This is a genomic window from Tsuneonella aeria (genome assembly GCF_009827495.1).
In the GTDB taxonomy this organism is placed as follows: Bacteria; Pseudomonadota; Alphaproteobacteria; order Sphingomonadales; family Sphingomonadaceae; genus Tsuneonella; species Tsuneonella aeria.
This window is the reverse complement of sequence record NZ_WTZA01000002.1, coordinates 38,689-57,926: the sequence shown is the minus strand read 5'-3', so window position 1 is coordinate 57,926 and position 19,238 is coordinate 38,689. Positions and strand designations below refer to the sequence as shown.

Below are 19,238 nucleotides of genomic sequence, written 5' to 3'. Positions count from 1 at the left end.
CCCGCGCCGTTACGGGCTGGTGGGGTTATCGTCGTCGTCCGCGATAAGCAGCGCGGCCATGCCCACTGCGCCGATCAGGATGATGATGAGCGCATTCACCCATTCCGCGCCGCCGCCGAGCTGCGACTGTTCGGTAGCGGGGGCGCTGGCGCGTTCGGGCGCCGCATAGGCGGCCACAGGCGTCAGCGCGAGGGTCGTTGCGGCGGTGGCCAGGGCCAGCTTGCGAGCAATCATGTGGATCTGCCTCGTTCGGTGAAAGGGGACAGGGCGATAATGTTCGCCGCCCCATGCGGTTTCACCGCGCCCCCGCCCCATCGACGAACCGTTTGCCGCGTCCGACGAATAGTTAGTCCTCGCCCGCTGCGCGGCGCAGCCGGCGGCGCACGGTCGTCTCGCCCAGCAACGGGAGAAGGCGGGCCATTTCCGGGCCCGCGTCCTGCCCGGTCAGTGCCTGCCGCAGCGGCAGAAACAGCGCCTTGCCCTTGCGACCGGTGCTGTCCTTGAGCGCGGCCGTCCAGGTGGCCCAGGCGTTATCGCTCCACACCAGCGCACCTTGCGCCTCTGACAGAAAAGCGCGGGTCTCTTGATCGAATACGGGCAGTTCGATCGGCCCGGTGACAACCCGCCACCAGTCGTGCGCGTCCGATACTTTCTCCAGGTTCGGCCGCACCGCCAGCCAGGCCCCCGCGTCCATGCCTTCGGGCAAGCGGTCCGCGACCTCATCGAAGGAAAGCTGGTGCACGATCCCCTGGTTGACGCGCGCCAGTTCGTCCTCGTCGAAGCGGGCCGGCGCGCGGCCGAATGTGCCAAGGTCGTAGGTCTCCACCAGCGCGGCGCGATCGGCGATCGGCTCCACCGGCTGCGACGTGCCGAGCCGCGCCAGCAGCGCGACCAGCGCCTGCGGCTCGATCCCCGCTTCCCGCAGCGCCTGGCCGGACAGCGAGCCGAGCCGCTTCGACAGCTTGCCTTCGCGCCCGACCAGCAGTGCCTCGTGCGCGAAACGCGGCATGTTTCCCTCGCCGAAGCCCGCGGCGCCAAGCGCGGCGAACATCTGCAGCTGCGCGGCCGTGTTGCTGACGTGATCTTCCCCGCGCAGCACGTCGGTGACGCCCATCTCCACATCGTCGATTGCGCTCGGCAGCATATAAAGCCACGAGCCGTCGGCGCGGCGGACCACCGGGTCCGAAAGGCTGGCGGGATCGAAATGCTGGGGCCCACGAATGCCGTCGTGCCATTCGATGGGCTGGGCATGGTCCAGCAGGAAGCGCCAGTGCGGTGCCTGGCCCTCCGCCGCCATGCGCGCGTGATCCGCATCCGTCAGGGCCAGCGCCGCGCGGTCGTAGATCGGCGGCAACCCGCGTCCCAGCAGCACCTTGCGCTTGAGGTCGAGCTCCTGCGGGGTTTCGTAGCAGGGATAGACGCGCCCCGCCGCGCGCAGCCGTTCGAACGCCTCGTCGTAGATCGCCAGCCGCGCCGACTGGCGGGTCTCGCCATCGGGCGCAAGGCCCAGCCACGCGAGATCCGCGCGGATCGCCTCGACGAATTCCTCGCGACTGCGCTCGGCATCGGTATCGTCGATGCGCAGCAGGAACCGCCCCCCTGCCTTGCGCGCCAGCATCCAGTTGTGCAGCGCGGTGCGGATATTGCCGACGTGGAGCAGCCCGGTGGGCGACGGTGCGAAGCGGGTGACGGTCATGGCGGGGCGCCATAGACCATTGGCCGCTCAGGTGAAGCGCCCGCGCGCCTTCTCCAGGTCGGCGAGCATCCGGTCGAGCGCGCGGTTATCCTCCGGCGACCCGTGCACGCGGGCGTATTGCTCCAGCTCCGCGATCTCCAGCCGGGCCGCCTCGATCTCGCCCGGAAGTTGCCAGCGCAGCCGGGCCATGAGCTGATCGAACCTGTCCGAAGCGTCGGGCGACAAGGTCGCGGGCCGCTTGCGGGCGACCTGACGCCACTTGTCCCGCGCCTGCCCAACGGTCTTTTCGAGATGTTTGCGGACGACCCGGACGGCCAGCGCCGGCTCGCCGGCCGACACCATGCCGTCGAGCGCGAGCAGATTGCGCTCGGTCACCCAACCGGCCGAATGAAAGCTTGGAAGCGACATCAGCCATCGCGCGACGAGCTCGGTCTCGCGCACCGCGATATATCGGCGCACGAGGGGCATCGACAGGGCATCGCCGCGATCGAGAAACAGCGCGGCGCCGTCCTCGAGCGATATGTCGCCGGCCCGCCCGGCCTTCGAGGCGGCAATTCCGATCGCCTCGAGGTCGACGCGGAAGTTGCGAAATTTCGGCCTGGCGGCCTCCACGAAGCGCTGCCCCAATGCCTGAAGATGGGCCGGAGGGGGCGGCGCGTCGTTGAACAGGAGGCGTTCGAACGCCGACCGATCATCCCCGTCCGTCATCGGGACAGTTCGAACACCGCGTGTTCCGCCAGCAGGTTGGCCGCCGCGGCGCCGACGGGGCGCGTTCCGGTGAAGTACCACGCCCGTTCGCAGCGGACGCCCATGGCGCTCACCAGCTCGCGAAAGTCGGTCACGGTCATGTGGTGGATGTTCTGCGTCTCGTACCAGGTGACCGGAATCGAGCGTGTGACCGGCATTCTCCCGCCGAACATCAGCGCAGCACGCGTGCGCCAATGCGCGAAATTGGGAAAGCTGACGAAGGCCTGCCGGCCCACGCGCAGCAGATCGTCCAGCATCCGGTCGGGCCGGGCCGCGGTCTGCAATGTCTGGCTGAGGATCGCGTAATCGAACGCCTTGTCGGGATAGTCGGCAAGGTCGCGGTCCGCATCTCCCTGCACCACGCTGAGACCGCGGGCGACGCAGCGTTCCACCAGCACCGGGTCGATTTCCAGCCCCCGCGCGTCGCAGCCGCTTTCCCGCAGCACGGCCATCAGTTCGCCTTCGCCGCAACCGACGTCGAGCACGCGCGCGCCGGGGCGAACGTGCGACGCGATGACCGCCAGATCGGGACGCAAGGCTGGCCGCGCGCCGGTCATCCGATGAAGCCCCGCACCACGCGGTCGAGCGCGGCGTGTTCCAGCAGGAAGCTGTCGTGCCCGTGCGGCGCGGAGAGTTCGACGAAGCTCACCGGCGCGCCCGCCGCGTTGAGCGCGTGGACCACGTGGCGGCTTTCGGCCGTGGGATAGAGCCAGTCGGAATCGAAGCTGACCAGGCAGAACCGCGCCGTGGTGCCGGCAAAGGCATCGGCCAGCCGCCCGCCGTGCTCCTCGGCCAGGTCGAAGTAGTCCATCGCCCGGGTGATGTAGAGATAGCTGTTGGCATCGAACCGCTGCGTGAACCCGCTGCCCTGGTAGCGCAGGTAACTTTCGATCTGGAAGTCCGCATCGAAGCCGAAGCTTTTCGCCCCGCGCGATCCGTCGGGCCGGTCCTGCAGGTTGCGGCCGAACTTTTCGGTCAGCCCGGCCTCCGACAGGTAGGTGATATGCGCGGCCATGCGCGCAACCGACAGTCCCTTGTCCGGGGCGCGGCCCGATCCGTAATAATCCCCGCCCTGCCAGTCGGGATCGGCCATCACCGCCTGGCGGCCGACTTCGTGGAAGGCGATGTTCTGGGCGGAATGCCGCGCGGTGGTGGCGATCGCCAGCACCCGCTCCGCCCGCTCGGGGAAATTGGCCGCGAGGCTCAGCGCCTGCATCCCGCCCATCGACCCGCCGACGACCGCGTGCAGCCGCTCGATGCCGAGCCCATCGAGCAGCGCAACCGAAGCGCGCACCATGTCGCGAATGGTGATGACGGGAAACCGCATTGCATATGGCTTGCCATCGGGGCCGACGCTGCCGGGCCCGGTCGATCCCATGCACCCGCCCACGATGTTCGCGCAGATCACGTGGAACCGCCCGGTATCGATCGGCTTGCCCGGCCCCACCATCCGTTCCCACCAGCCCGGCTTGCCAGTCAGCGGATGGGGGCTGGCGACGAACTGGTCCCCCGTCAGCGCGTGGCAGAGGAGAATGGCATTGTCCCGCTCCGCCGACAGCGTGCCATAACTTTCGTACGCGATCACCGCGTTCGCCAGCGTCTGCCCCCCGTCGAGCGGCAGGGGAAAGGGAAGTTCGAAAGTGCTGGAGGCCGGATTGGAACCCATTGTGCGCGCCGAGAGAGAGATGGGACAGGAAATCGGGCGAGCAGAGAATTCTTTTTGACAGGACTTTTCCGCTCGTGCGGGCCGGCGGTTAGCGTAGCTGGCGATGACCAACCACCGCTTTTTCTTTGCTGCAAAGGGCGCGGCCCCTGCCATAAGCGCGGCCGCAATGGCGAACGGTCCCATCCCCAAGCCCTGGATTCAGGGCATCCACGCCTACACCCCCGGCGCCGCGACGGGCGCCGGCGGGCGGGCCTTGGTCAAGCTTTCGGCCAACGAAAACCCTCTCGGCACAAGCCCCGCGGCCCTGGCTGCCCTGTCCGGGGCCGCCGACCCGAGCCGTTATCCGGACCCGGCCAGCACGGCCCTGCGCGAAGCCCTGGGCGCGCGGCACGGGATCGATCCTGCACGGATCGTCTGCGGCACGGGCTCGGACGAACTGCTGAACCTCGCCGCGCAGGCCTTCGCCGGGCCGGGGGACGAAGTGCTGTTCCCTCGCTTCAGCTTCGCGGTCTACGATATCGCCGCGCGCCGCTGCGGGGCGTGCCCGGTCGAGGCGCCCGATGCGGACTACGGCGCGGATGTCGATACGATCCTTGCCGCGGTTACCCCGCGCACGAAAGCGGTGTTCCTGGCCAATCCCAACAACCCCACCGGCAGCTTCCTGTCCCGTGCCAAGATCGCGCGCCTGCACGCCGGACTGCCGGGTGACGTGCTGTTCGTGCTCGACCAGGCTTATGCCGAATACCTCGATCCCGCCGACGACGACGGCGGGCTGGAGCTTGCCGGCCGCCATGCCAACGTGCTGGTTACGAGGACATTCTCCAAGATCTACGGGCTGGCGGGCGAACGGATCGGTTGGGCAACCGGCGATGCGGCACTTGTGCAGGAGCTCAACCGTATCCGGGGTCCGTTCAATGTTACCAACCACGGTCAGGCTGCCGCTCTCGCCGCGGTCGATGACGCGGCGTTCGTTACGCGCTCCCGCGAAGAGAACGCGGTAGAACGCGACCGCTTTACCGGCGCCATGCGGGCATTGGGGAACCACGGCATCCGGCCGCTGCCGAGTGCGGGCAATTTCGTGATGGTGCTGTTCGAAGGCGCGCTGACCGCCGCGGCCGCGCTCGCCGCGATCGACGAGGCGGGCTATGCCGTGCGCCACCTGCCGGGCCAGGAACTGCCGCACGCGCTGCGCATTACGATCGGCACCCGGGCCGACATGGACGCGGTGGCCGGTGCCATCGCGGCGGCGGCAGACCGGGCATGAGCTTCCAGCGCGTCACGATCATCGGCCTCGGCCTGCTGGGCGGCTCCGTCGGGCTTGCCATCGCGGAATTCCTGCCCGGGTGCGCCACCACGGGTTACGATGCCGACCCCGCGGTCCGCCGCCGCGCCGCCGAACGCGGGCTGGTTGGCCGAGTCTGCGAGACCGCCGCCGAGGCCGTCAGTGATGCGGAGTTGGTCATATTCTGCGTGCCCGTTGGCGCGATGGAGAATGCCGCCTGCGAGGTCGCCGACGCGCTGCCTGCCGGTGTGATCGTGACCGATGTGGGATCGTCGAAAGAGGCGGTGGGCGAAGCGCTGCGCGCCGCGCTGCCTCATGCCACCGTCATCCCCGCCCATCCCGTCGCCGGGACCGAGCGCAGCGGCCCGGACGCAGGCTTCCCGCACCTGTTCCGTCACCGCTGGTGCATCCTCACCCCGCCGGCGGACGCCGATCCCGAGGCAGTCGATAAAGTCGCGGCGTTCTGGAAGGCACTGGGCGCCGATGTCGAGCTGATGGACGGTGCGCACCACGATCTCGTCCTCGCAGTGACCAGCCATATCCCGCACCTCATCGCCTACACGATCGTCGGCACGGCCAGCGACCTCGAGCAGGTGACGCGGAGCGAGGTCATAAAGTATTCGGCCGGCGGATTCCGCGATTTCACGCGCATCGCGGCGTCGGACCCGACGATGTGGCGCGACGTGTTCCTGACCAACCGCGAAGCCGTGCTGGAAATGCTCGGCCGCTTCACCGAGGATCTTACCGCGCTCCAGCGCGCGATCCGCCGCAGCGATGGCGACGCTCTGTTCGAGCTGTTCACCCGCACGCGCGACATCCGGCGGTCGATCGTCGAACAGGGCCAGGACGACGCGCGGCCCGACTTCGGCCGGTCGGATCACGGCTAGCCGGGTTCTGCCTCGCGCTCATCCGAAGGCGCGTTCAGCGCATTCATCGCCGCATGCACCCGGACCTCCGCCTCCTCACGGGGCAGACCCGGTGGGACCGGCGCGCCGAAACGGTACGTGACCGTGCCCGGCCGCTTCAGCCAGCGGTGATAAAGCGGCCCGCTGTCCACCGCCACCGGCACCACCGGCAGGCCGAGCAGCTTGTAAAGGCCGGCGAAACCCGATTGCAGCGGCGGCGCGGTGCCGTGGGGAACACGGGTGCCTTCCGGGAAGATCACCAGTGGCCGACCGGTTTCGGAGAAACCCTTCGCCGCAGCGATCATCGCCCGCAATGCGCGCGCGCCCTGGTCGCGTTCGACCGGCACGATCCCGTACGCGGCCGCCGCCTTGCCCCAGAGCGGTATGTCGAAGAGCGTGTCCTTGGCGAAGACGACGGGGAGATCGAACAGCGCCGGCATGTCGATCGCCTCGAAGAAGCTTTCGTGCTTGATCGCGTAGAGCACGGGTCCGTCCACCGGGCCGCCGCCCTCCACGCGCACGCGGATGCCGAGGATCCATCGCAGGCAGGCCCGCTGGTACAGCGCCCACCCCCGCACGATGCGGCGGAACAGTGTCACATCGAACGGGCGCGCGATCAGCGAACCCGCGGTGAAGCCGAACGAGCCGAGGTAGAATAGCGGGTAGAACACCACGTTGCGCAGCAGGACGAGAAGCGCGATCACGACGGGATCACCAGTGCCAGCCCGCTCGCGAGCATCTTGTTGTATTCGAGGAACAGCGTGCCCAGCCGCGGGCGCGAAGGAACCGCATCGCGCACCACGACGATATCCTGCGGCAGGGCAGCTCCCAACTCGTTGGCCGCGCGGCGCATGTGCCAGTCGGTCGTCACCAGGCGCAGCGAACGGTACCCGTTCTCCGTCATCCAGGCAGCGGTCTCGGCGGCGTTGCTGCGGGTATCGACCGCGGCGAAGCCCAGCGTTACGCAACATTCCATCCAGCGCGCGGGGACCTTGTATTCCGCGGCGAATTCGGCGGGCTTCACCTCGGGGTCCACCCCCGTCACGAGCATCGCCTCCGCCTCGCGGTCGCCGAGGAGCTCCAGCCCCCGCGCGATCCGGCCCGGTCCGCCGGTCGGCACCACGATGGCATCCGTGCGGTAGTCGCCCACCGGCTGAGGCAGCGCGGCGGCGAACCACATGAAGCCGAACACGTAGAGCATGGCGGCGAACGAGATGAGGCGCGGGATCACAGCATCTTCCTCAAGGCCGCCAGGATGGTGAGCCGCGCGGTGCCCATGGCAATGATCACCCCCGCAAGGGGAATGGCGGCGATCCACGCCCAGTCGAGAGGGCGCAACCCCCCGCCCGAGACCATGCCGGAATCGAGCGCCGCGAACCGGTCCCCCAGCACGAGCACCGCCGCCACGCCGAGCGCCAGGCCTGCGATACCCCCTGCGGCCGCATCGAACCCGACGGACCGCTGGAAGATGCGCGCGATCTGGGCATCGGTGCCGCCGAGCAGGTGCACCACTTCGATCGTCCCCCGATTGCCGCCGAGTGCGCTGCGGGCCGCCAGCCATACCGCGGCTGCACTGGTAAGCGCGAGCAGCAAGACGAGCACCAGCGCGAGCCACTGAAGCGATGCGATGGCGGAAAACACCGGGCCGAGCCATGACGATTGCGCGTCCACCCGCGCGGCGGGGGCGACTGCGGTCACCGCTTTCCGCAATTGGGTCAGCCGCGGCGGGGTGGCGCCACCGGCAAGCTCGACATCGATCAGCGCCGGGACGGGCACCGCCAGGTCGCCGCTCCCCGCGCCCCCGAGCCAGGGATCGATCAGCGCATTCAATTCCGCCTGGGGCACCACGCGCATGCCTGTCACCTGGGGCAGGCGCGCGAGCACGCGTTCGGCGGCGCGCACCTGCCGGTCTCGCTCCGCCGCCAGCGGCTCCACGATCTGGACGGTCGCCGCGCCGGAGAGCTCGCTGCGCGCGCTGTCGGCAAGGTTGCGCAGGGCCAGCCCGCCGGCCCCCGCGATCACGGTCAGCGCCACCATGATCGCGATTACCCACGGCATGGGCCCGGCAAGGCGGGCATGAGGGATGAGCGCAGCCGCCCGCCCTCCGCCGAAGGGCACAAAACCGCGCACCACCGCGCGCTCCAGCATCGGGGGTCCTTTCACCGCGGTATCTTCATGCCGGTACGGCCCTTGGCGCATCGCGCCGCGGCGGATAGCGCAAGGCACCGGTCGGATCGCTCAACCGCCCCTTGTCGAGCCGCATGATGAGCGAATCCGGCACCTTGCGCAGCAGGTGCACATCGTGCGTCGCCACGACCACGGTGGTGCCCAGGCGGTTCAATGCTTCGAACAGGCGCAGGAGCTTCAGCGCCATTTCAGGATCGACGTTGCCGGTCGGTTCGTCGGCCACGAGCATGTCGGGCCGGCCGATCACCGCCCGGGCGATGGCGACGCGTTGCTGCTCCCCGCCCGACAGCGTGGCGGGACGGGCGTCGATCCGGTCGGCAAGGCCCACCCATTCGAGCATGTCGGTCACTGGCTTGCGCAGCTCGCTCTCACGCACGCCGGACACCCGCAGCGGCAGGGCGACGTTGTCGAAGGCGCTGAGGTGCGGCACCAGGCGAAAGTCCTGGAACACCACGCCAAGCCTGCGGCGCACCAGCGGCAGCCGCTCGCGCGGCAGGGTTATCACGTCGGTGCCGAACATGCGGATCGCCCCGCGCGAAGGCCGTTGCGCAAGGTAGAGCAGCTTGAGCATCGACGTCTTGCCGGCCCCGCTCGCGCCGGTCAGGAAATAGAACCCGCCCGGGTGCAAGGTAAACGAAACATCGCTCAGGACCTCGCGTTCGGTTCCGTAACGCAGGCCCACATTGTCGAAAGTGACGATATCCCCGCCGTCTGCGATCAACGGTCGGCGCTCTCGAAGCGGTCGGGCGGGCTGGTCAACGGCATCGGCTGACGCGCTATAGCCGGGCTTCCATGTGGAAAAAAGCCGTCTGGCGGGCAACTTCGCGCTTTGCCTCTCTTGTGCGGGGCCGCGGTCCGCGTAAGATTCGCATCGGAATGATTATCGCCTGCCCCGCCTGCGCGACCCGCTACGTCGTGCCGGACAGCGCCATCGGCGCGGAAGGCAGAACAGTGCGCTGCGCAAAGTGCCGGCATAGCTGGTTTCAGGACGGTCCCGATGTCGACTTGCCGCACCCGGCAGATCGTTCCCCACCTGCGGATCAGGCCGCGTCGCGCCCCGCGCCTGGACCGGCGACCGCGTCCCCTGCGCCAGCGCCAGAGAGGGAAGACGCGCGCGGCGCCGATGCTCCGGTCGCGGCTGGTGCGGGCCTGGCGCAAGCGATCGACCCGCTGGCCGAGCGTGAAGTCGCCGCGTCCGCGGTGCCCGAGAGCCACCGGGACGAGGAGATTGCCGAGCCCGCGCCGCCCCCGCCGGACATCGACCAAACGCCTGAGCCGCCCACCGTGGTGGAAGTGTCGCATGCGCGCGACAGCCATCAGGAGGACTACGGCGACGAGATCTCGCAGTTCGATTACGCGCCCCCTTTCCGTCCGCGCCGGAACATGATGAAGGTGTGGACGGCGGCGGCCGCCCTCTTCGCGGTGATCGCCCTGGGGACGGTCGGCGCGGTCAGTTACTGGGGCCTGCCGGACTGGGTGCCGATCAGCCGGCCGACTTTCGCGATGGGCCAGGCGGATCTGGTGCTCGATTTCCCGCGCGAACGGCAGGAACGAAGAACGCTGCCTAACGGAACGGAATATTTCGGTGCGAGCGGCACGGTGAAGAACGTGGGGCGCGAATCCCGCGCGATTCCGTCGATCCTGATCGTGCTGCGCGATGCGCGCGAACGGATCGTCTACAGCTGGGAAATCGCCCCGCCAAAGCCCCGGCTTGCCCCGGGCGAAACGGTGACGATCAACGAAGCCGTCACCGATGTCCCGCGTTCCGCCAGGATCGCCGAGATCGGCTGGAAGCCGAATTAATCGCCGAGCGCCTCGGCCACCGGCATGTAATCGTAACCGAGTTCGTCGGCGACCGCCTTGTAGGTGACCTTGCCGGCGTGGACATTGAGCCCTTCGGCGAGATGCGGGTTGGCGCGCAAGGCGCCCCGCCAGCCCATGTTGGCGATGCGCAGTGCATGCGGCAGCGTCACGTTGTTGAGCGCGTATGTACTGGTGCGCGCCACGCCGCCCGGCATGTTCGCCACGCAATAGTGGACGATGCCGTCGACGACGTATGTCGGTTCAGCGTGAGTCGTCGCGTGGCTGGTCTCGAAACAGCCGCCCTGGTCGATCGCCACGTCCACCAGGACCGCCCCCGGCTTCATGCATTTCAGCATCTCGCGAGTAACCAGCTTAGGCGCGGCGGCCCCCGGGATCAGCACGGCGCCGATCACCAGTTCGGCTTCGCACAGCATCTGTTCGATATTGGCCTGGTTCGAAAAGCGCGTCTTGGCGCGGCTTTCGAAATGGGTGCCAAGCCGCTCGAGCACTTCGGGATCGCGGTCCAGGATGGTCACGTCGGCCCCCAGGCCAACGGCCATCTGCGCCGCATTGAAGCCGACGACGCCGCCGCCGATCACCATGACTTTCCCCGGCAGAACCCCGGGAACGCCGCCCAGCAGCACGCCGCGCCCGCCATGTGCCTTTTCCAGCGCCGTCGCGCCCGCCTGGATGCTCATCCGGCCGGCCACCTGGCTCATCGGCTTCAACAGCGGCAGGGTGTGGCCGGGCCCGGTCACGGTTTCGTATGCGATCGCGGTCACCCCGCTGGCGACGAGTTCGCGCGTCTGATCGGGGTCGGGCGCGAGGTGGAGGTAGGTGTACAGCACCTGGCCTTCGCGCAGCATGGCGCGTTCGACCGCCTGCGGCTCCTTCACCTTGACGATCATCTCGCACCCGTCGAACACGGTCTTCGCGTCGGGCTGGATCTGCGCGCCGGCAGCGCGATAGTCGGCATCCGTCGCGCCGATGCCCATGCCCGCGCCGGTTTCCAGCCACACTTCGTGGCCGTTGACCGTGAGTTCGCGCACGCTCTCCGGCGTCAGGCCGACGCGGTATTCGTGGTTCTTGATTTCCTTGGGGCAGCCGATGCGCATGACACGCTCTCCTTCGCGCGGGGCCGTTACAGTTGTGACCATTTTCCGGCAAGCGGCTTTGCATCGAAGGGACTGTGCAAGGCCGTCATTCGGCTGTCATATAGTCGGCACACCGGCGTCGCCGGAGTTACATCGCACTTTCATGAAGGGCTCGCCGCATGACCGTTCGCCACCTGAAGCTGTCGTCAGCCCCGCTCGCGATGATCGCCGTCTGGGCCGCCCCCGCAGCGGCGCAGGACGCCGCCGTAGCCGACGAACTGGCGCGCATGCGCGCGCAGATGGCCGCGATGGCGGACCGCATCGACACGCTCGAAGCGCAGCTCGCGAGCGCGAAGATGGAAACGCAGGCCGCACCGCCAGCGGCAGCGGGCGGCGACGCAAAGCAAGCATCCACCGCCGAGTGGAAGGGCGCACCGGAACTGACCGGCAGCGATGGCTGGAGCTTCAAGCCGCGCGGGCGGATTCAGCTGGATGCCGGCTCGGTCAGCGCGCCTGACGGGTTCAGCGACAGCGGCCTCGGGTTCGGCAGCGAACTTCGCCGCGCCTTCATCGGCGTGGAAGGCGAGATTCCCGGCGGCTTTGGCTATCGCGCGGAAGTCGACGTGGCGGCCAGCGCGGTGGAGATCACCGACCTTTACATCACCTACAGCCCGTCTGACGCGGTGACGCTGACGGCGGGCAACCACAAGCCGTTCTGGGGACTGGAGGAAATGACCAGCGACCTCTTCGTTTCGTTCACCGAACGGGCGGCCTTGAACACCGCGTTCGGATACGAACGGAGGCTGGGCCTTTCCGCCAGCTACAGCGCGGGACCCTTCGTCGCGCAGGGCGGCGTATTCACCGATAATGTTGCCGACCTGAATGACGACGGCAACAACTTCTGGTCGCTGGACGGGCGCCTGGTCTTCGCACCGAAGATCGGCGATGGCCAGATGCACGTCGGCGGGTCCGTGCACTGGCGCGATCTCAACGACGGGGCCGACAGCGTGCGCTACCGGGTGCGGCCGTTCATCCATACGCCCGACGTGCGTTTCGCGGACACGGGCGCCATCAGCGCCCGGCGCGAAACCGGCTACGGACTGGAGGCAGCGTACATCCAGGGGCCGTTCCACGCCACGGGCGAGGCGCACTGGCAGCGTGTCGACCGGCCCGGGGCGATCGCCGATCCGACGTTCTTCGGCGGCTATGCCGAAGCCGGGATGTTCCTGACCAGAGGGGACACCCGCGGATACCGCGGCGGCGCTTTCGACCGGGTGAAGCCGGCCAACCCGGTCGGTGAAGGCGGCTTCGGCGCGGTGCAAGTGAACCTGCGGTACGATTTTCTCGACCTCATCGATGCCGGCGTGGTGGGCGGAAAGCAGGATATCTACGGGGTCGCGCTCGTCTGGACGCCAACCGACTTTACCCGCCTGATGCTCAATTACGGACATGTTGTTTACGACCGCGCCGCACTGGCGACCGCGAGCGGCGACCGCAGCTATGCAGTGGACGCCGTGGGCGTGCGCGCACAGGTCGACTTCTGACGCCAATTACCTGTCATGCGCCTGTCACATCGCCTGCCTAGTCGCGGGCCCGCAACCCGAGGGAAACCTGCCATCATGACTCCGATCAAGACCATTGCCTTCGCATCGATTTCGGCCCTGGCCCTTGCCGCGTGCGGCGGCAGCGGCGGGGGCAACGCCCGCGATTCCATTCGCGCGGTCGGATCGTCCACCGTCTATCCGTTCGCCAAGAAGGTTGCCGAAGATTTCGTCGCGGCAAATCCTGGCATGAAGAGCCCGCTCATCGAATCCACCGGCACGGGCGGCGGGATCAAGCTGTTCTGCGCCGGCCTGGGCCAGTCCACTCCGGACATCGTGAACGCCAGCCGCCGCATGAAGGCGAGCGAGCTCGAAGACTGCAAGAAGAACGGCGTTACCGAAGTGGTCGAGGTCCAGGTGGGTCTCGACGGTATCGCCTTCGCATCGGCCAAGGGCGGCATCCGCCTGAACCTGACGCCCGAGATCGTGTACAAGGCGATCGCGGCCCGGCCGTTCGGCAAGGAACAGACTGCCCGGACGTGGCGCGATGTCGATCCCTCGCTGCCGGCGGAGCCGATCCTGGTGTACGGCCCTCCCTCTACCTCCGGCACGCGCGACGCGCTGAAGGAGCTGGTGCTGGAGAAGGGCTGCGAGAGCGATCCCGCGATGAAGGCGCTGAAGGAAAGCGACAAGGACCGGTACGCCCAGATCTGCACCGAAGTCCGCACGGACGGCGCCTACGTCGACCAGGGCGAACAGGACAACCTGATCGTCCAGAAAATCGAAGGCAATCCCAAGGCCGTGGGCGTGTTCGGGTATTCCTACATGGAGGAAAATGCCGAGAAGCTGCAGGACCAGCCGATGAACGGGGTGCCCGCGACGTACGAAAACATCTCGACGTTCAAGTACCCCGGCGCCCGCCCGCTGTACATCTATTACAAGAAACAGCACGTGGGCGTGATCCCCGGCCTCGCTGAATTCATCGCGCAGTGGACGAACAGCTGGGGCCGCGACGGCAGCCTGTCCCGGATCGGCTTCGTCTCTTCTCCCGACGACGTCCAGGCCGCCGCGGCTGCCGCGGCAACCAATGGAACGGTCATGACCGGCGAAGAATTGAAATAGGCCGCCCCAGACCTCTAACAATTAAAAGCCCCGCCCGTGCAAACCGGCGGGGCTTTTCCTTGGTCTTATGCCGCGCGGCTCAGAAGTCGAAACTGGCCCGGGTATAGAGGAACCGTCCGCTGAACCCGAACGGAGACTGAGAGCTGTAGGGCAGGAACGCGTTGTTCACGCTGTGAGTGAATCCCCCGATCGTGCCAACCGGCAGGCGATCGGGATATTCGTCGAGCAGGTTGTTCGCGCCGACGGCCAGTTCCAGCGCCGGCACCGGCCGGAAGCGCGCCTCCAGATCGACCACCCATTTGGGCGAAAGCGTCACATCCCCCGGCGCGTCGCCCTTGCCCACCGCAAGGCTGTTCACCGTTCCGATTGGCAGGAACACAGAGCCGTAGCGATTGGCGCGCAGCGTCATGCCCACGGGCTCGTAATCCCAGTCGAGCCCGAGGTTGAGCTTGTTCGAAGGCTGTCCATCGGTCAGGCGATAGCTTTCGGGGCGCGCGAACAGGCGATCGGCCGTGAACCCGCTGAAGGTCCGGCGATCGGTGATCTTCGTGTCGTTACGGTTGTAACCCGCGGTCAGGCTGAACCGCCCGGCCCCGAAATCCGGCACGCGGTAGTTGGCGACCACGTCGATGCCCTGGGTGCGCGTGTCGACCCCGTTGATGAAGAACCGGCCCGACGTGCCGGCAACGCCCGCCGCACGCAGGATGGCGACCACGTCCGCGCCCTGGAGGTTTTCCGTCAGCACGATCCGGTCGTCGATCTTGATGTTGTAGTAATCGACCGTGACGCTGAGGCCGGGGATCATCGTGAACACGAGGCCCGCACCCATGTTGAGCGATTTTTCGGGCTCGAGCGGTTCCGAACCCAGCGCCACCGCGATCGGCGAACCCACGGGGAACGTCCCGACCTCCACCAGCCCGACGCCGGCGACATTGTTGGTCGACACGGTCGAGAAATATTGCTGCGCCATGCCCGGCGCGCGGAAGCCGGTGGAGATGGAACCGCGAAGCGCAATTCCATCCACCGGCTCGAGCCGCGCGGCCAGCTTGCCGTTGATCGTGTCCCCGAAGTCGGAGAAATGTTCATACCGCCCGGCCACCTGGACGTTGAGCAGGTCGGTAAGGTCGGTGTCGAGTTCCACGTAGCCGGCAAAGCTGTCGCGCGAGGCATCGACCCGGGTGCTTGGGGCGAAGCCCGGAAACACCTGGGCGCCGGGTGCGGAACTGTTGCTGAAGAAGTAGGGGCCGACTTCGTAGCTGGTGCGTTCGCCGGCAACGATCTTGTAATTCTCGTTGCGCCACTCCGCGCCGGCAGCGATCGACGTATCGCCGAAACCGAGATCGATCGGGCGCTGGACGTCTAGGTTCACGGAGGTTTGGCCGGAACGCAGACCGCCGGCATAGAACCGCCGGGGACTGACGATGCCGCCGAGCGAGGCATTCCAGGTATTCTCGACCGAATAGTCGAGGCGGTTGGAACCGTAATTCGCCGAAAGATCGAGATTCCAGCCCGCGACCGTGCCGCGGATGCCGATGACACCGGCGACATCGGTGATATCGCTGACGATCAGCGGCAGGAATCCGTCCGGGTAATACGGTCGGCCTCCGTTTGCCCAGTCCGCGTTGCGTGCGTCGTTAGGTCGGCGGAAGAAACCCGCGCCGTTGCCGTCACGCTGTCCGAAGCTGCCGAACTGGTAAAGCTCGAACCCGTTACCGAGATCGGCGCCGGCATTCAGGAAGAAATTGAAATCCTGCGACCGGCCGTCACCGAACCGGTGGTTGATCCGGTCGATCGTCGTTTCGCGCAAGTCGCCCGTTCCGGCGTACTGGCGGCGAGGATCGGGACCGGAACGGTTGGTCGGCGAGCGGTCCTTGTATTCGGCCGTAACGTTGAAATATCCGGCCTCGCCCACGGGCACGCCGATGTTGGTTGCGAAAGTCCAGGTCTCGCCGTCGCGGCGCCGGCTTTCCTCGGTTTCATAGACGATGGCGGGATCGCCCGTCCCGGCCGTGGTCGGCGAGACGCTGGCGACATCGTAGACGCCCTTCATCGTGGTGACGTACTTGCCGTAGCTCGCCTGCGCGCGCCCGCCTTCCCGGCGCTTCAGCTGAATGTTGATGACGCCTGCAATCGCGTCGGACCCGTATTGCGATGCCGCGCCGTCGCGCAGCACCTCGATCCGGTCGATCGCGAGCGGCGGGATGGTGTTCATGTCGACGCCGGCCGAACCGCGGCCCACCGAACCGTTGAGGTTCAGCAGCGAAGAAATGTGCCGGCGCTTGCCGTTCACCAGCACGAGCACCTGGTCAGGCGAAAGACCGCGTAGCGTGGCGGGCCGCAGCGAGTCGGTGCCGTCGGTAAGCGAAGGCTGGGGGAAGTTGAACGAAGGAACGAGGTTGTTCAGCAGCCGATTGGTTTCGGCCGAACCCTGGTTCAGCAGCGCTTCGTTGGAGATGACATCGATCGGCACCGCGCTCTCGGCAACCGTGCGGTCGGTGCGGCGGGTGCCCGTGACGATGATCTGCTGCTGGGGGGTTTCCTCGCCCTGCTCGGATGCGGGCGTTTCACCAGGTACGTCCTGCGCCGCTGCCGGCTGAACAAGTAGGGCGGCGAGCGCGGCGGAGGCGGGCAGCCGGGTACGCTTGAAAGACATGTTATTCCTCCCTGTTGGCAAGGAAATAACAGGAAGCGCGCACAAAGCCTCAGGAAATTGTGCCCGCGCCTCCGGAATCTTGTCGAGTGTGGCGCTTCCGTTACAACAGGGCCATCGGGAACGACCAAAAGGTGGTCAAAGAGAATTCCCATCCTTGTCCCGATAGATATCACGGCGGCCCACATGGTTCGCGGGACCGACCAAACCGTCTTCCTCCATTCTCTCGATCCACTTGGCCGCGGTGTTGTAGCCGACCCCCATCTGTCGCTGGAGCCAGCTGCCGCTCGCCTTCTGGTTCTCGAAGACGATCTGGCACGCCTGGCGGTACTTGCGTTCTTCCGGATTGTCGGACGCGGACAGTTCCTCGTCAAAGCCATAGCCGAAGCCGTCCTCGGGCTCTTCCGTCACCGCGTCGACATATTCGGGCCGGCCCTGCCCGCGCCAGTGCGTGGCGACCGCCTCCACCTCCTCGTCGCTGACGAAGGGGCCGTGCACGCGTACCAGCGCGCCGGTGCTGGGCTTGTAGAGCATGTCGCCCTTGCCCAGCAGCTGTTCGGCGCCCTGTTCGCCCAGGATCGTGCGGCTGTCGATGCGGCTGGTCACGTTGAAGCTGATGCGGGTCGGCAGGTTGGCCTTGATCACGCCGGTGATGACATCGACGGACGGCCGCTGCGTGGCCATGATGAGGTGGATGCCCGCCGCGCGGCTCTTCTGGCTGAGACGCTGGATAAGCACTTCGATCTCCTTGCCGACGGTGACCATAAGGTCGGCCAGCTCGTCGACGATGAGGACGATCTGCGGCAGCGGCGCGTAATCGAGCTGTTCTTCCTCGAAAAGCTCCTCGCCGGTATCGGGATCGAAGCCGGTCTGCACCCGGCGGCCGAGCGGCTTGCCCTTGGCGATGGCCGTGCGGACCCGTTCGTTGAAGCCGGCGATGTTGCGCGCGCCGATGCTGCTCATCATGCGGTAGCGCCGCTCCATTTCCTCCACCGCCCATTTCAGGGCGCGCACGGCCTTGGCGGGCTCCGTCACCACCTGGCTGAGGAGGTGCGGGATATCGTCGTAGCTCTTGAGCTCGAGAACCTTGGGATCGATCAGGATCAGGCGGCAATCGTCGGGCGTGAACTTGTAGAGCAGGCTGAGAAGGATGCAGTTCAGGCCGACCGACTTGCCCGAACCGGTCGTGCCGGCGACCAGCAGGTGCGGCATCGCGGCAAGATCGGCCACGATCGGTTCCCCCGCGATATCCTTGCCCAGGATGATCGGCAGCGCGCCCTTGGCGTTCACGAACGCGTCGCAGGCGGCCAGTTCCTTGAGGGCCACCATCTGCCGGTCGGCGTTCGGCAGCTCGATACCCATCACCGTCTTGCCCGGGATGGCGGAGACACGCGCGCTGATCGCGCTCATGTTCCGGGCGATGTCCTCGGCAAGGCCGATGACCCGGCTGGACTTGATGCCCGGCGCGGGCTCCAGTTCGTACATCGTCACCACCGGCCCCGTCCGCACGGCGGTGATCTCGCCCTTCACGTTGAAATCGTCGAGCACCGTCTCGAGCAGGCGAGCGTTGCGTTCCAGCGCCAGCTTGTCGAGCTTGGGCGCGGCGTGCGGCGGCGGCTCCGCCAGCAGCTCCAGGCTGGGAAGCTGGTAGTTGGCGAAAAGATCCTTCTGCGCCGTCTTCCCGGCCGGCTTGGCAGGGCGCGGCGCCAGCGTGGGTTCGGCGATTTCAGGCGCACGCCGCTCCGCGATCAGGGGCGCTTCCTCTGCGGCAGAAGCCTTGCGCGGGGAACGCGCCTTGGGCGCGAACGGCAATTCCACGCCCGACAGGTGCGGGGAAAGCTGGCCGGGCAATTCCCGCGCGCGCTTCAGGAAACGCGGCAGCGTGAGCAATTGCACCCAATCGAGCGCGAACACCCGCGTGACCCCTGCCACGCCCCCGACGAGTGCGGCGAGCGCCAGCGCCAGGATCACCCACCCCTGCAGGCTTTCGCCGGTACGCGCCGCGACAGCCTCCACCGCCGCGGCGCCGAGCAGGCCGGCCATGCCGCCCATCGATGCCGGGAGCGTCCCGCCCGGCCGCCCGAAAGCGAGCGACAGCACGGTCCCGATCAGGATCATCGACACCAGGAGCAGCGCGGCAGGGCGCCCCCACCGGGTGCGCAGATCCTCGTCCTCGTCCTCCACATCGTGCCACAGCTTGCGCGCGAAGACGTAAAGCAGCGGGAGCAGCAGAACGCTGGCAACGCCGAACAGGCCGAACATCAGGTCGGCCACCCAGGCGCCGCTGGCGCCCATCCAGTTGCGGATGTCGTCGCCCGCCGCCGCGGTCGATGCGCTGGGATCGGTCTGGGTGTAGCTTGCCAGCGCCAGGCCGAGAAAGAGCATGGCGCAGAACAGGCCGGCCGCGCCGGCGATCTGCGCGGCCCGGCGCAGCGAGCGGCGGAAGGCCGCGCGCCAGTCCGTCGCAGGCAATTTGCCCGCCCGTGGGCCCATTGCACGTGTCGCCATTGCCGCTTCCCCTGATACGTCCGCGGCCCTTATCGCG

17 protein-coding genes are annotated in these 19,238 nt (G+C 67.5%); 5 read left to right on the top strand and 12 right to left on the bottom strand.

All coding sequences use genetic code 11. The features are described 5' to 3' along the window. Nucleotides 1-9 precede the first annotated feature (9 nt). The 5 genes from GRI40_RS10755 to metX all read right to left on the bottom strand — a co-directional run bounded on the left by GRI40_RS10755 (nucleotide 10) and on the right by metX (nucleotide 4,109). The gene (locus tag GRI40_RS10755; RefSeq protein ID WP_160611596.1) at nucleotides 10-234 is read right to left on the bottom strand and encodes a hypothetical protein; all 225 of its coding nucleotides are present in this window, start codon (nucleotides 232-234) and stop codon (nucleotides 10-12) included. Between the two features lie 112 nt (nucleotides 235-346). Continuing rightward, nucleotides 347-1,696 (bottom strand): glutamate--tRNA ligase, encoded by a 1,350-nt coding sequence (locus GRI40_RS10750; protein WP_160611595.1) that lies wholly within the window; start codon nucleotides 1,694-1,696, stop codon nucleotides 347-349. A 27-nt stretch (nucleotides 1,697-1,723) separates the two neighbouring features. Continuing rightward, complete coding sequence (locus GRI40_RS10745; RefSeq protein ID WP_160611594.1) at nucleotides 1,724-2,404, bottom strand: hypothetical protein; 681 nt, start codon at nucleotides 2,402-2,404, stop codon at nucleotides 1,724-1,726. Beyond that, nucleotides 2,401-3,000 carry a methionine biosynthesis protein MetW gene (gene metW / locus GRI40_RS10740; protein ID WP_160611593.1) on the bottom strand — a complete coding sequence of 200 codons (600 nt, stop codon included), beginning with the start codon at nucleotides 2,998-3,000 and terminating at the stop codon, nucleotides 2,401-2,403. Before metW ends, GRI40_RS10745 begins: the two co-directional genes overlap by 4 nt. Then, nucleotides 2,997-4,109, bottom strand: a complete 1,113-nt coding sequence (gene metX / locus GRI40_RS10735; protein ID WP_160611592.1) for a homoserine O-acetyltransferase MetX — start codon at nucleotides 4,107-4,109, stop codon at nucleotides 2,997-2,999. Before metX ends, metW begins: the two co-directional genes overlap by 4 nt. 166 nt (nucleotides 4,110-4,275) lie before the next feature. Here metX and hisC point away from each other — a divergent pair, with 166 nt between their 5' ends. Further along, the gene (hisC, locus tag GRI40_RS10730; protein WP_160611591.1) at nucleotides 4,276-5,373 is read left to right on the top strand and encodes a histidinol-phosphate transaminase; all 1,098 of its coding nucleotides are present in this window, start codon (nucleotides 4,276-4,278) and stop codon (nucleotides 5,371-5,373) included. Continuing rightward, nucleotides 5,370-6,278, top strand: a complete 909-nt coding sequence (locus GRI40_RS10725) for a prephenate/arogenate dehydrogenase family protein (protein WP_160611590.1) — start codon at nucleotides 5,370-5,372, stop codon at nucleotides 6,276-6,278. Before hisC ends, GRI40_RS10725 begins: the two co-directional genes overlap by 4 nt. On the opposite strand, the gene GRI40_RS10720 is transcribed toward GRI40_RS10725, so the two are convergent. The 4 genes from GRI40_RS10720 to ftsE are packed head-to-tail and all read right to left on the bottom strand — an operon-like array spanning nucleotide 6,275 to nucleotide 9,204. Continuing rightward, nucleotides 6,275-7,000: a 1-acyl-sn-glycerol-3-phosphate acyltransferase gene (locus tag GRI40_RS10720; protein WP_160611589.1), complete on the bottom strand. Its 726-nt coding sequence runs from the start codon at nucleotides 6,998-7,000 to the stop codon at nucleotides 6,275-6,277. The genes GRI40_RS10725 and GRI40_RS10720 overlap by 4 nt on opposite strands. Continuing rightward, nucleotides 6,997-7,527, bottom strand: coding sequence for a YdcF family protein (locus tag GRI40_RS10715; protein WP_337190554.1), 531 nt, complete (start codon nucleotides 7,525-7,527; stop codon nucleotides 6,997-6,999). The genes GRI40_RS10720 and GRI40_RS10715 overlap by 4 nt, the downstream gene beginning before the upstream one ends. Further along, the gene (locus tag GRI40_RS10710) at nucleotides 7,524-8,444 is read right to left on the bottom strand and encodes a cell division protein FtsX (RefSeq protein WP_160611588.1); all 921 of its coding nucleotides are present in this window, start codon (nucleotides 8,442-8,444) and stop codon (nucleotides 7,524-7,526) included. The genes GRI40_RS10715 and GRI40_RS10710 overlap by 4 nt, the downstream gene beginning before the upstream one ends. Before the next feature lie 25 nt (nucleotides 8,445-8,469). Continuing rightward, on the bottom strand, nucleotides 8,470-9,204 hold the full coding sequence (gene ftsE, locus GRI40_RS10705; RefSeq protein WP_160611587.1) for a cell division ATP-binding protein FtsE: 735 nt from the start codon (nucleotides 9,202-9,204) through the stop codon (nucleotides 8,470-8,472). A 155-nt stretch (nucleotides 9,205-9,359) separates the two neighbouring features. Between ftsE and GRI40_RS10700 the strand changes: the two genes are divergently transcribed. Then, nucleotides 9,360-10,286: a zinc-ribbon domain-containing protein gene (locus GRI40_RS10700; protein WP_160611586.1), complete on the top strand. Its 927-nt coding sequence runs from the start codon at nucleotides 9,360-9,362 to the stop codon at nucleotides 10,284-10,286. Here the strand turns inward: GRI40_RS10700 and ald are convergent. After that, nucleotides 10,283-11,401 carry an alanine dehydrogenase gene (gene ald / locus GRI40_RS10695; RefSeq protein ID WP_160611585.1) on the bottom strand — a complete coding sequence of 373 codons (1,119 nt, stop codon included), beginning with the start codon at nucleotides 11,399-11,401 and terminating at the stop codon, nucleotides 10,283-10,285. The two genes, GRI40_RS10700 and ald, sit on opposite strands and share 4 nt — an antisense overlap. A gap of 158 nt (nucleotides 11,402-11,559) precedes the next feature. Between ald and GRI40_RS10690 the strand changes: the two genes are divergently transcribed. Together GRI40_RS10690 and GRI40_RS10685 are read left to right on the top strand one after the other, a co-directional pair. Beyond that, a complete protein-coding gene (locus GRI40_RS10690) occupies nucleotides 11,560-12,924 on the top strand; it encodes an OprO/OprP family phosphate-selective porin (RefSeq protein WP_160611584.1) in 1,365 nt (454 codons plus the stop codon). Between the two features lie 75 nt (nucleotides 12,925-12,999). After that, nucleotides 13,000-14,043 carry a substrate-binding domain-containing protein gene (locus GRI40_RS10685; protein WP_160611583.1) on the top strand — a complete coding sequence of 348 codons (1,044 nt, stop codon included), beginning with the start codon at nucleotides 13,000-13,002 and terminating at the stop codon, nucleotides 14,041-14,043. Nucleotides 14,044-14,122: 79 nt separating this feature from the next. Here the strand turns inward: GRI40_RS10685 and GRI40_RS10680 are convergent, their stop codons facing one another. Beyond that, nucleotides 14,123-16,696, bottom strand: a complete 2,574-nt coding sequence (locus GRI40_RS10680; protein WP_160611582.1) for a TonB-dependent receptor plug domain-containing protein — start codon at nucleotides 16,694-16,696, stop codon at nucleotides 14,123-14,125. A 135-nt stretch (nucleotides 16,697-16,831) separates the two neighbouring features. Next, entirely contained in the window at nucleotides 16,832-19,201 is a 2,370-nt protein-coding gene (locus tag GRI40_RS10675; protein ID WP_160611581.1) for a DNA translocase FtsK, read from the bottom strand. Nucleotides 19,202-19,238 lie beyond the last annotated feature (37 nt).

Bases quoted from the DNA above. Each gene is read 5' to 3' on its own strand.
- GRI40_RS10755 (WP_160611596.1), bottom strand. From the start codon at position 234: ATGATTGCTCGCAAGCTGGCCCTGGCCACCGCCGCAACGACCCTCGCG.
- GRI40_RS10750 (WP_160611595.1), bottom strand. From the start codon at position 1,696: ATGACCGTCACCCGCTTCGCACCGTCGCCCACCGGGCTGCTCCACGTC.
- GRI40_RS10745 (WP_160611594.1), bottom strand. From the start codon at position 2,404: ATGACGGACGGGGATGATCGGTCGGCGTTCGAACGCCTCCTGTTCAAC.
- metW (WP_160611593.1), bottom strand. From the start codon at position 3,000: ATGACCGGCGCGCGGCCAGCCTTGCGTCCCGATCTGGCGGTCATCGCG.
- metX (WP_160611592.1), bottom strand. From the start codon at position 4,109: ATGGGTTCCAATCCGGCCTCCAGCACTTTCGAACTTCCCTTTCCCCTG.
- hisC (WP_160611591.1), top strand. From the start codon at position 4,276: ATGGCGAACGGTCCCATCCCCAAGCCCTGGATTCAGGGCATCCACGCC.
- GRI40_RS10725 (WP_160611590.1), top strand. From the start codon at position 5,370: ATGAGCTTCCAGCGCGTCACGATCATCGGCCTCGGCCTGCTGGGCGGC.
- GRI40_RS10710 (WP_160611588.1), bottom strand. From the start codon at position 8,444: ATGCTGGAGCGCGCGGTGGTGCGCGGTTTTGTGCCCTTCGGCGGAGGG.
- GRI40_RS10700 (WP_160611586.1), top strand. From the start codon at position 9,360: ATGATTATCGCCTGCCCCGCCTGCGCGACCCGCTACGTCGTGCCGGAC.
- ald (WP_160611585.1), bottom strand. From the start codon at position 11,401: ATGCGCATCGGCTGCCCCAAGGAAATCAAGAACCACGAATACCGCGTC.
- GRI40_RS10690 (WP_160611584.1), top strand. From the start codon at position 11,560: ATGACCGTTCGCCACCTGAAGCTGTCGTCAGCCCCGCTCGCGATGATC.
- GRI40_RS10685 (WP_160611583.1), top strand. From the start codon at position 13,000: ATGACTCCGATCAAGACCATTGCCTTCGCATCGATTTCGGCCCTGGCC.
- GRI40_RS10680 (WP_160611582.1), bottom strand. From the start codon at position 16,696: ATGTCTTTCAAGCGTACCCGGCTGCCCGCCTCCGCCGCGCTCGCCGCC.
- GRI40_RS10675 (WP_160611581.1), bottom strand. From the start codon at position 19,201: ATGGCGACACGTGCAATGGGCCCACGGGCGGGCAAATTGCCTGCGACG.